Origin of the sequence: Nitrosomonas eutropha (genome assembly GCF_900116685.1) — a bacterium.
Lineage (GTDB): Bacteria > Pseudomonadota > Gammaproteobacteria > Burkholderiales > Nitrosomonadaceae > Nitrosomonas > Nitrosomonas eutropha_A.
The window spans coordinates 52,223-62,926 of record NZ_FPBL01000010.1 but is presented as its reverse complement, the minus strand read 5'-3'; the positions used below and the strand labels follow the sequence as shown (position 1 = coordinate 62,926).

The following is a 10,704-nucleotide window of genomic DNA, read 5'->3' as shown; positions in this document are numbered from 1 at the left end:
TATCGTCGCTTACTGTTTGTCCGATAACAAACCAACCTTGAATCTCACCAGAGTCAATACCTTGGTCAAAGCTTGAGGGCTTATCCCGAACTCAGGTTACATGTAGTGCGCATTGTATCACCGCTCCCCGGCCCCGTCTTTCTGGGCAAGATCCCTTGCAATCTTGCTGGATGAGCCTTGATTCAATTGACAGATTGTCTGGTATGATAAAACGATCTCTGGTTGCGGTTTGCTACAAAGTATATGTTGCTGAGTGGTATAAGCGATTATTTTGGTTGAACGATTTCCAGAGCTTTCCTGACCGATCTTCCGGTTCCTTTCTTCTCCATCAACGCTATGACTTCTCCAACAATATCAGCAGTTTCAGCAGCAGCACAGAAAAAGATTATCAACGCCATTGCGACAGAGCTCGGTGTTGCACCACAGCAGATCAACGCAGCGGTAGCCTTGCTGGATGATGGCGCAACCGTGCCTTTTATCGCACGATACCGCAAGGAAGCAACGGGTAATCTGGACGATACACAACTGCGCCTGCTGGAAGAACGATTGGGCTATCTGCGCGAGCTGGAAGAACGACGGCAGGTCATCCTGGCTTCGATTGAAGAGCAGGGCAAACTCACCGATGAATTGCGCTGCCTGATCGAACAAGCTGCAACCAAGCAGCTGCTGGAAGATATTTATTTACCCTACAAACCGAAGCGTCGAACACGGGCGCAGATCGCACGTGAGGCCGGGCTGGAACCCTTGGCAAATGCTCTTCTGGCAGATCCAACGCTCGACCCTGAACAAGAAGCTGCAAACTATATCAAGCTGGTGTCAGCAGCTGAAGGCGTTGAAGCGATCAATGTTCCCGATGTAAAAACAGCGCTGGAAGGTGCGCGCGATATTCTGACGGAACGCTTTGCGGAGACAGCAGAGTTGCTCGCTACTCTGCGCAATAAACTTTGGCAGGAAGGCGTAGTGGCTTCAGTGGTTGTTGCCGGTCAGGAAATGGCGGAGGAAGAAAAATTCCGTGATTACTATGCTTATGCCGAGCCGGTGCGCTTGATTCCATCACACCGCGCACTGGCATTGTTTCGTGGCCGGGCACTGGGAGTGCTCAAAATTGATCTGGATCTGGATGAAACTTCCCGTGAAGTCATTCCACATCCTTGTGTTGTCATGATTGCTGCATATTTCGGAATCGAAAACCGTGGCCGGAAAGCGGATAAATGGTTGGGGGATGTCTGCCAGTGGGCCTGGCGTATTAAGGTGCATCTGCATCTCACTACTGAATTGTTATTGCAGGTGCGTGAAGCCGCAGAAATTGAAGCGATCCGGATTTTCAGCCGCAATCTGCGTGAATTGCTGCTGGCCGCTCCGGCGGGGCCCAAAGCTGTGCTCGGGCTTGACCCGGGTTATCGCACTGGCTGTAAAGTGGCTGTAGTCGATGCCACCGGTAAATTGTTGGAAACAGCGACGATTTATCCGCATCAGCCACAAAATAACTGGCAGGGTTCACTGGCAAGTATCATGCAACTGGTGCTCCAGCATGGTGTTACGCTGATTTCCGTTGGAAACGGAACGGCAAGCCGGGAAACCGATAAATTAGCCACTGAGGTCATCCGGCTGGTGACAGAGCAGCACCCTGAATTAAAGCTGATTAAGATTGTTGTCAGCGAAGCAGGTGCCTCGGTTTATTCAGCCTCTGCGCTGGCTGCTGCGGAATTTCCCAATCTGGACGTAAGCCTGCGTGGCGCAGTTTCTATTGCCAGACGTCTGCAAGATCCACTGGCAGAACTGGTCAAGATCGAACCCAAATCAATCGGCGTTGGTCAGTATCAGCATGATGTGAACCAGCGCACTCTGGCGCGATCACTGGATGCCACGGTTGAGGATTGTGTCAATGCGGTTGGCGTGGATGTCAATACCGCATCAGCACCCCTGCTGGCACAAGTTTCCGGTCTTAATCGCGTACTTGCCCAAAACATCGTTAGTTATCGCGATACTTATGGCCGGTTCCCGAATCGGCGAACGATTCTCAAAGTGCCGCGTGTCGGTGAAAAAACATTTGAACAGGCAGCGGGTTTCCTGCGCATTAACGACGGGGATAATCCACTGGATCGCTCTGCTGTTCACCCGGAAGCCTACCCGGTGGTGGAGCGCATTCTGGCGCGCCTGAGTAAAGGAATCGAGCAGGTAATGGGGCATCCGGAAACGCTCAAAGGGCTTGCTGCCGAAGAATTTACCGATGAAACCTTTGGGCTGCCAACCGTGCGCGATATTCTGTCCGAGCTGGAAAAGCCTGGTCGTGATCCGCGCCCGGAGTTCAAAACTGCTACCTTTCAAGAAGGGATTGAATCACTGACTGATCTGCAATCCGGCATGATTCTGGAAGGCGTCGTGACTAATGTGGCTGCGTTTGGGGCATTTGTTGATATTGGCGTGCATCAGGATGGTCTGGTGCACGTTTCTGCACTGGCAAACAAGTTCATCAAGGATCCCCATCAGATTGTTAAGCCAGGACAGGTCGTCAAGGTCAAGGTGCTGGCAGTGGATACCGTACGCCAGCGTATCAGTCTGACCATGCGGATTGATGACGTACCTGAAGCAACCGGACAGCCTAAAACACATAAAGAAACAGGTAAAACCAGACCAGACAACCGCCAGCCCCGGCGTGGTTCTCGTCAGCCACAGGTTGCATCCAGAGCAGACAAACCTGCACCTGTTGGTGCACTAGCTCTTGCACTGGCGCGAGCGCAGGAGAAAAAATAGAACCTGTATTGTGCGGCGGTTGGATGATTAATCACAATACTCCGGCTGAAAGATTTCAGATGCCGTCATGATCATGGTGCTGGGGGGTATTCTCCCTGACCTGAGTACGCTTGCCGAGCGCGACGATCACAACGACGAGCGCGGCCACCAGCCAGGTGGTGAGATTCGCCTGTTCTCCTAACAGTAATACCGATGCAATAATAGTTAGGAATGGCTGCAACAGCTGGGTCTGGCTGACTTTTGAGATACCACCCAAAGCGAGACCGTGATACCAGGGAAAGAAACCCAGATACTGACTGATGACTGTGAGGTAGATAAACCCGATCCAGGATTCTGTGGGCAGATTCAAGGTGACAGGCGCGTAAAGCATGGTTGGGATAATCAGGACGGGAAAGGAAAAAACTAATGCCCACGAAATAACCTGTGGTCCGCCTAACGATTTGGATAGCCTTGCCCCTTCTGCATAACTGATACTGGCGCAAATCACTGACCCGAAAAGTGCGAGGTCGGCTGGATGAAGCGTACCACCCGCCTGATTCAGTGAATAGCCGACTACCACGGCCGCGCCTATCAACGCAAATAGCCAAAATCTGCCAGATGGACGCTCTCCGGAAAACAGAGCAGCTGCAACTGCAGTAGCCAATGGAAAGATGCCAAGAACAACGCCACCATGTGATGCATCAACGTAACAAATTGCCCAGGCAGCCAGAAGTGGAAAACCAATTACCGCGCCGAGAGCAACAATCACCAACCCTTTTGCTTCTTCACGAGTTGGCAGGCGCTGGCGGGTGAGCCATAGAAAAATGGCTGCCAGCAAAGCGGCACCTGTCCCTCGACCAAGCGCTACAAAAACTGGGTCAAGCGCAGCGACAGCTGCGCGCATAGCCGGCAGCGTGAGTGCAAAGAAAACCACAGCAATAAATCCGTAGAAATAGCCAAGATTCTCGTTACGCGTGTTTGTCATGAAGGTCCTGATCAGGATAGGAAAAAATTCCAGAATGGCAGACCCAAACTCCGGTACATGTGAACCTGGTGAAGAAGCATCATGAGGAGCATTGTTTTCTGGTAAAACTTGTCTGGTTGTTTAGAGAAATCAGACAAGTTTGATCAACCCCGGGTAAAGCGCCACCAGTGCTAATGTCAATAGCTGCAGCAGGATGAACGGGATAACACCTCGGTAAATATCAAGGGTGGTGACGGATGGCGGTGCAACACCCCGCAGGTAGAACAATGAGAATCCAACCGGCGGGGTAAGGAAAGAAGTCTGCAGATTAAGCGCGACCAGAATGCCAAACCAGAGCGGATCAATTCCCAGCTTGATCAGTAGGGGAGTGATCATGGGAATAAAAATATAGGCGATTTCAACAAAATCAAGAAAAAATCCCAGCAGGAAGATGATCACCATCATCAGCAGAATGAATCCCCATTTACCGCCCGGCAGATGGTGCAGCAGCAGTTCGGCTGCTTCATCACCACCGGTATAGGTGAACACCATTGAAAAGAATGTGGCACCTGCCAGGATGGTAAATACCATGGTCGTGATCTTGGTGGTTTCCATGGCAACCTGGTGCAGCATGCTGATTTTGAATTTTCCGTTCAGTACAGCCAGAATGATTGCACCGACTGATCCCATCGCGGCTGATTCAGTTGGTGTGGCAATACCAATGATGACTGTTCCCAGCACGATTATGACCAGAGACAAAGCCGGGATGATTGTTTTGAAGGCGTGCCAATATTGCTTAATGAGAGAGCCACCTTTGCTGGGTATGGGAGGGGCTGCTTCTTTTCTGAACCAGGCGAGCATCAGGCAATAAATGATATAAATGACGACCAGCAGCAGGCCAGGTACCAGTGCCGCCCGGAAAAAACTGCCGACCGGCCTTTGTAGTACGTCGCCCATGATAATTAGCACAATGGAAGGGGGAATAATTTGCCCCAGCGTGCCTGATGCGCAAATTACCCCGGTAGCCAGCCGCTTGTCATAACCGTATTTCAACATGATGGGCAGGGCGATCAGTCCCATGGTAATGACCGAAGCGCCTACTACGCCAGTAGCTGCTGCCAGCAGCATTCCTACGATGACAGTTGATACCGCCAGTCCACCCCGGACACGGCCAAACAGGGAGCCCATCGATTCCAGCATACTTTCTGCAATGCCGGATTTTTCCAGGATCAGCCCCATGAAAATGAACAGCGGTACCGCCATCAGGGTGATGCTGGTCATGATCGAGTGCATGCGCTCGGCGACCATCAGAAACAGATGCAATCCCTCGAAATACAGGCCATAGAACAGTGCCACGCCACCAAAAGTAAAAGCAACCGGAAAGCCGAATGCCAGCATGATCAGGCAGACCAGGAACATGGACAACGCAATCATTTGGCAATGGCTCTGGTGAATAATCTGTCTGAAGGTGACAGGATAGCGGTCAGAAAAACCGTCTGAAGAAGGGTTGACAAGATCATGATTCTTTCTGCTGCGGGGCGGCGTAATCAGTCAGAGGTGGGTTATATTTTTCCGTCAGCAGCCGCAAATTACGCAAGATTTCTGCCAGTGACTGAATCAGAACCAGGCCATAGCCAATTGGTAGTAATGCCTTGAATGCAAAGCGGTAGGGTAGCCCGCCCGGATCGCTGGATGTCTCCTGTAACTGGTAGGAATAACTGACGAAGTCCCAGGAGCTGTAGAGAATCAGCGTACACATGGGGATGACAAAAATAAGATAACCACAGATATCGATGATTGCTTTGCGGCGCGGTTTCAGATGGGCATAAATGATATCTACCCGTACATTAGCATCTTCACGCACGACGTAAGCGGCACCCAGCAGGAATATTGCTGCAAACAGGTGCCATTCCAGTTCCTGCATGGCGATTGAGCCGCCGTGAAAAAAGTAGCGTGTGATGACATCAGTGAACACCACGCCGATCATCAGTACGCACAACCAGCCTGCCAACCAGCCTGTTGCGCCGGAAATCCTGTTAATCAGGCGCTCCAGTTTGCATAAGATTTCCACTTTGAATCCTTTCAAGGGGATGGGACAGTTCGTTGATCTTTCAGTGGTTCCAGCGATATTTTATATTCTGGTAGCTCAATGTCCGGCGATGGTCATGCGTTCAATCAGCAGCGAACCGCAGTGGCGCGAGCCGCGTACGATGATATCGTCACCCACGGCAACAATACCTGACAACATTTCCTTCAGGTTGCCAGCAATGGTGATTTCCTCAACAGGGTAGCTGATCTCACCGTTTTCCACCCAAAATCCAGCTGCGCCCTGGGAAAAATCGCCAGTGACGAGATTGACGCCATGACCGAGCAATTCGGTAACCAGCAACCCTTTGTTCATTTTTTTCAGCAGAGCATCGAACGGCAGTGATACATCATTTTTCAGGATCAGATTATGACTGCCACCGGCGTTGCCGGTGGAACGCATGCCAAGTTTACGTGCTGTGTAGCTGCCCAGAAAATACCCTTGCACGATACCGTTTTCCACTACCTTGCGCGGATGAGTCGCCACCCCTTCATCATCAAATGCACAGCTTGCCAGACCTTTTGGCAGGTGCGGCAACTCACTGATCTGAATGGTTGCAGGAAATACCTGTTTGCCGATGCTATCCAGCAGAAAGGAGGATTTTCGATAAAGGCTGCTGCCACTGATTGCCTTGACAAAATACCCCAGCAGACCGGAAGAAATGGTTGATTCAAACAGCACTGGCACTTCGCAGGTGGCAATTTTTCTGGCGCCGAGGCGTGCCAGGGTGCGCATACCGGCTTTTTTACCTATTTCCTCAATGGCTTCGAGATCGCTGGCTGCACGCGCAACGCTGTACCAGTAATCGCGCTGCATGTTGCTTTGTTCCCCGGCAATAACTGCGCAGCTGATGCTGTGGCGCGACAGCGGATAACCTGCATTGAAGCCGTGACTGTTGGCGTATACAAACCGGGAAGCACCTACCGATACACTGGCGCCTTCCGAGTTGGTGATACGTTTATCTGTTGCCAGCGCCACGGCTTCACACCGGTGTGCCAGCTCAATGGCTGCTTCAACAGACAGTGACCACGGGTGATAGAGATCAAGATCCGGGAAAGAAACTGCTAGCTGATCTTTGTCAGCGAGCCCCGCATAAATATCGTCAGCCGTGTATCGGGCAATTGACAGCGCGGCAGAGACAGTTTCATGAATGGCCTGTGGGGAAAAATCTGAACTGCTGGCATTGCCCCGCTTATGTCCGATATGAACAGTGACAGACAACCCTTTGTCGCGTGTATATTCGATAGTTTCTACTTCCCCCTGGCGCACGGTGACATTCTGGCCGGAGCCATCGGAAACATGCATCTCGCATGCGTCAGCACCTCCTTTTTTAGCAAGTGTCAGCACATCGTTTGCAATTTGCTGCAAGGTCTCGTAGGGGTAGGTGAACGGCTGCAGCAGTTCAGGATGATGATTAGAATTATTCATGTAATTGGGTTGGAGACGGTTTATCAGAGTATTGAAATCAGATCCATTTTCAGATCAGGGCTGATCCGGCCGAAAACGGAATAAAAGAAGAATGGTCGTTACAGATACTGGCTGCTTAGTGACCGAAGGTAGTTTTGAATCTATCCATGTGGTACGGGCATACTCTTCAGTGCGCCATGTTTACTAAGGTTCCCTAAAGCGGGTTATGATAACAGTTTCTTGACTGTTCCCGATACGTGTGACCGTGCCTAATCATCAGCAGGATATTTCCGACCTCGATCTTGAATCCCGGCCGAGCAAGACCCGTCTTAAACAGGAAATGCATGCTTTGCAGGCACTGGGTGAGCGGCTGGTTGAGCTTGAACCGGCCAGAATAACCGAGCTGGATCTGCCAGAAAAACTGACAGACGCACTGCTTGAGGCCCGCAAAATAACCAGTCATGGTGCGCGTCGCCGCCAGATGCAATTTATTGGCAAGCTGATGCGTGCAGTTGATCCTGTGCCTGTTCAGGAAAAACTGGATGCGTGGCAGCATTCCAGCCCGCATCATACTGCGTGGCTGCATCAGCTGGAGAGATGGCGTGATCGCCTGATCAGCGATGAGGCAGCTGTGACAGAATTCGTGCAAAGCTATCCACAAGCTGATGTCCGGCAGTTGCGTACCTTATTGCGTAACATTGAAAAGGAAAAACTGGCCAGCAAACCTCCCAGGAGTTTTCGTGCTTTGTTTCAGCTATTGCGGCAGATTATTCCGGGGATACCCGCATAGCTATTTTTTAGCTGGATTACCTGCCATGACCCAAACACCGTCTTTGTGAACACCGCAGGCGTGAAGCAATCCAGCAGAGTTTGAAAAGTTTTTTACCATTACTGAAACCGGGTGGAAAATTCGAGTTTATCTATTGTTTAGAAGGAGATTAGCAGATGTGGTTGAGAGGGATTGTATGTTCAATATTTTTGATGTTGATGGCTTTGCCCATGACATCATCGAGTACCCAGCCAGCTGGCACCAATGCAGCAGCGGCGAAGTGCAAAGGCTGTTTGTGCCCGGGTAATCCCTGTCAACTTTGTCGATTGCCACCGCATAGCGATGACCCGATTCCTGAGAATGAGCCAGCAACCTGTCGTGCTATCCGGGAAGCGGTACCACCAGCGTCATTTCAACCAGGAGAAAATGAATATTTTTCTAATCTGGATAAATCGACCATGATGTGTATTCGTAGTGGTGGTGATGTCATTCCGAATACGCGCCGTGTACCAGGCTATCCGGCACGGGTTTATTGCAAGCCAGATCTCTCTCGGCGTTGAGAATTTATCTACCACTATCGTTGCATGAGAATCATCACTTTGAACCTGAATGGTTTGCGCTCTGCTGCCAAAAAGGGCTTGTTTGACTGGCTACCGCAACAAGAAGCGGATGTAATTTGTGTGCAGGAACTCAAGGCGCAGCAGAATGATATTAACGGTGTGATGCGCACACCGGATGGCTATAGTAGTTATTTCCACTGTGCCGAGAAAAAGGGTTACAGCGGAGTCGGTATTTATACCCGTCATGTACCTGATCAAATTGTGGAAGGAGTCGGCATTCCAGAAATCGACGCAGAAGGACGATTTTTGAGAGTGGATTTCGGCAATCTGACTATTATTTCAATTTATCTTCCTTCTGGCTCCAGCGGAGATCATCGCCAGGCGGTAAAATTTTTCTTTATGGAGCATTTTTTTCCTTTGTTGCAATCATTGGCGGAAGGCGGTCGCGAAGTGCTGTTGTGCGGGGACTGGAATATCGCGCATAAGGAAATTGACCTCAAAAACTGGCGCTCCAACCAGAAAAATTCTGGATTTTTGCCGGAAGAACGCGCCTGGCTGTCCACTGTATTTAATGAATTGAAGCTGGTGGATGTATTTCGCAAAATTAACCCGGAGCCGGATCAATATACCTGGTGGTCCAATCGTGGCCAGGCATGGACTAACAACGTTGGTTGGCGGATAGATTACCAAATTGCCACACCGCAACTGGCGAGTACCGCAATTGGTGCGTCAATTTATAAAGAAGAACGTTTTTCCGATCACGCCCCGCTAATTATCGATTATAGCTTTAAACTATGAAATCAGCTGCATGCGGCTGGCTGCATGCGCTGCGTATCTATACTCACCCGAGAGTACTGGGCATGCTGATGCTCGGATTTTCTGCGGGCCTGCCGCTGCTGCTGGTATTGGGAACGTTATCGTTCTGGCTGCGTGAAGCGGGTATTGATCGGACAACCATCGGCCATTTGAGTTGGGTGGGCCTCGCCTATGGTTTTAAATGGGCCTGGGCGCCGTTGGTGGACCGAATGCCGCTGCCGTTACTTACCCGCTGGCTGGGACGCCGTCGCGCCTGGCTATTTTTGTCACAACTTTTGATTGGCGGTGCATTGATCGGCATGGCCAATACTGATCCGGCCGGAGATTTATCGCGTGTGGTGATTTTTGCACTGACCGTGGCTTTTGCTTCGGCTACCCAGGATATTGCGCTGGATGCTTACCGGATCGAGGCAGTTGCTTTGCGATTGCAAGGTGCGATGGCGGCAACCTATCAGGCGGGTTACCGTCTGGCGATGATTCTGGCTTCAGCGGGAGTGCTGTGGATTGCCGCAGCATTTGATGCTTCACCGGGCGAATACAGCGCCTCATCCTGGCAAATAGCATATTTGTTCATGGCAGGTTGCATGCTGATCGGGGTCATCACCACACTGATCATCCGTGAACCGGATGTGCCGGTTGGTCAGTCAGCCATTGAGGATGAAATACAGGTAAAGGTAGCGCTTGCCGGTTTGCACCCGGATGGATTACCAGCCCGGCTGCTTGCTTGGCTGTATGGTGCAATGATTGCGCCATTTCGTGATTTTATCGTGCGCTATAGCTACCACGCGCTGCTGATTCTGGCGTTGATTGCCGTGTACCGGATTTCAGATGTGGTGATGGGCATCATGAGTAACCCGTTTTATGTGGACATGGGCTATACCAAGGACGAAGTGGCCACGATTTCCAAAGTTTATGGTGTGCTGATGACCATTCTAGGTGCCGGGATCGGTGGTGTGCTGATTGCAAAAACCGGTGTGATTCGTACCCTGTTTTTGGGGGCGGTACTATCCGCAGCTACCAACCTGCTGTTCGTGTGGCTGGCAGGCAGAGGTCATGATGTCAGCGGACTGATATTCACCATTTCAGCAGACAATCTTTCAGCAGGCATAGCCTCCGCCGCTTTTGTCACTTATCTCTCAGGGCTGACACACACCGCCTATTCCGCCACCCAGTATGCATTGTTCAGTTCAATTATGCTGCTACTGCCAAAATTTATCGCCGGTTTCAGCGGCGAATTTGTTGATGCTTACGGCTATGCAGCATTTTTCACCGGTACCGCTTTGCTGGGCGTGCCGGTACTGGTGCTGGTATGGAAAGTGGGGCGAATTGACCTGGCTGGATCAGATACAAATAGTTTGACATGACAGCC

The 10,704-nt window shown here is 50.9% G+C and carries 9 protein-coding genes; 5 read left to right on the top strand and 4 right to left on the bottom strand.

Annotation, left to right across the window (positions count from 1 at the left end):
• Positions 1-336 precede the first annotated feature (336 nt).
• Positions 337-2,754, top strand: a complete 2,418-nt coding sequence (locus tag BM331_RS09630; RefSeq protein ID WP_074929133.1) for a Tex family protein — start codon at positions 337-339, stop codon at positions 2,752-2,754.
• Positions 2,755-2,809: 55 nt separating this feature from the next.
• On the opposite strand, the gene BM331_RS09625 is transcribed toward BM331_RS09630, so the two are convergent.
• The 4 genes from BM331_RS09625 to pmbA form a co-directional block, all read right to left on the bottom strand.
• Positions 2,810-3,718, bottom strand: coding sequence for a DMT family transporter (locus BM331_RS09625; RefSeq protein ID WP_074929132.1), 909 nt, complete (start codon positions 3,716-3,718; stop codon positions 2,810-2,812).
• Between the two features lie 129 nt (positions 3,719-3,847).
• Positions 3,848-5,131 (bottom strand): TRAP transporter large permease, encoded by a 1,284-nt coding sequence (locus BM331_RS09620; protein ID WP_074929131.1) that lies wholly within the window; start codon positions 5,129-5,131, stop codon positions 3,848-3,850.
• Between the two features lie 82 nt (positions 5,132-5,213).
• Complete coding sequence (locus tag BM331_RS09615; RefSeq protein ID WP_218154580.1) at positions 5,214-5,783, bottom strand: TRAP transporter small permease subunit; 570 nt, start codon at positions 5,781-5,783, stop codon at positions 5,214-5,216.
• Between the two features lie 60 nt (positions 5,784-5,843).
• Positions 5,844-7,211, bottom strand: a complete 1,368-nt coding sequence (gene pmbA / locus BM331_RS09610) for a metalloprotease PmbA (RefSeq protein WP_074929130.1) — start codon at positions 7,209-7,211, stop codon at positions 5,844-5,846.
• 238 nt (positions 7,212-7,449) lie between these two features.
• On the opposite strand from pmbA, the gene yjgA reads away from it, so the two are divergent.
• The 4 genes from yjgA to BM331_RS09590 all read left to right on the top strand — a co-directional run bounded on the left by yjgA (position 7,450) and on the right by BM331_RS09590 (position 10,699).
• Entirely contained in the window at positions 7,450-7,980 is a 531-nt protein-coding gene (yjgA, locus tag BM331_RS09605; protein WP_083414745.1) for a ribosome biogenesis factor YjgA, read from the top strand.
• A gap of 209 nt (positions 7,981-8,189) precedes the next feature.
• A complete protein-coding gene (locus tag BM331_RS09600; protein ID WP_256214887.1) occupies positions 8,190-8,519 on the top strand; it encodes a hypothetical protein in 330 nt (109 codons plus the stop codon).
• A gap of 24 nt (positions 8,520-8,543) precedes the next feature.
• Positions 8,544-9,317, top strand: a complete 774-nt coding sequence (locus BM331_RS09595) for an exodeoxyribonuclease III (RefSeq protein WP_074929128.1) — start codon at positions 8,544-8,546, stop codon at positions 9,315-9,317.
• Entirely contained in the window at positions 9,314-10,699 is a 1,386-nt protein-coding gene (locus tag BM331_RS09590; protein WP_074929127.1) for an AmpG family muropeptide MFS transporter, read from the top strand. The genes BM331_RS09595 and BM331_RS09590 overlap by 4 nt, the downstream gene beginning before the upstream one ends.
• Positions 10,700-10,704: the final 5 nt, after the last annotated feature.

Excerpts from the sequence above, each read along its gene's own strand:
- BM331_RS09630 (WP_074929133.1), top strand. The coding sequence starts at position 337 with ATGACTTCTCCAACAATATCAGCAGTTTCAGCAGCAGCACAGAAAAAG.
- BM331_RS09625 (WP_074929132.1), bottom strand. The coding sequence starts at position 3,718 with ATGACAAACACGCGTAACGAGAATCTTGGCTATTTCTACGGATTTATT.
- BM331_RS09620 (WP_074929131.1), bottom strand. The coding sequence starts at position 5,131 with ATGATTGCGTTGTCCATGTTCCTGGTCTGCCTGATCATGCTGGCATTC.
- pmbA (WP_074929130.1), bottom strand. The coding sequence starts at position 7,211 with ATGAATAATTCTAATCATCATCCTGAACTGCTGCAGCCGTTCACCTAC.
- BM331_RS09600 (WP_256214887.1), top strand. The coding sequence starts at position 8,190 with ATGACATCATCGAGTACCCAGCCAGCTGGCACCAATGCAGCAGCGGCG.
- BM331_RS09595 (WP_074929128.1), top strand. The coding sequence starts at position 8,544 with ATGAGAATCATCACTTTGAACCTGAATGGTTTGCGCTCTGCTGCCAAA.
- BM331_RS09590 (WP_074929127.1), top strand. The coding sequence starts at position 9,314 with ATGAAATCAGCTGCATGCGGCTGGCTGCATGCGCTGCGTATCTATACT.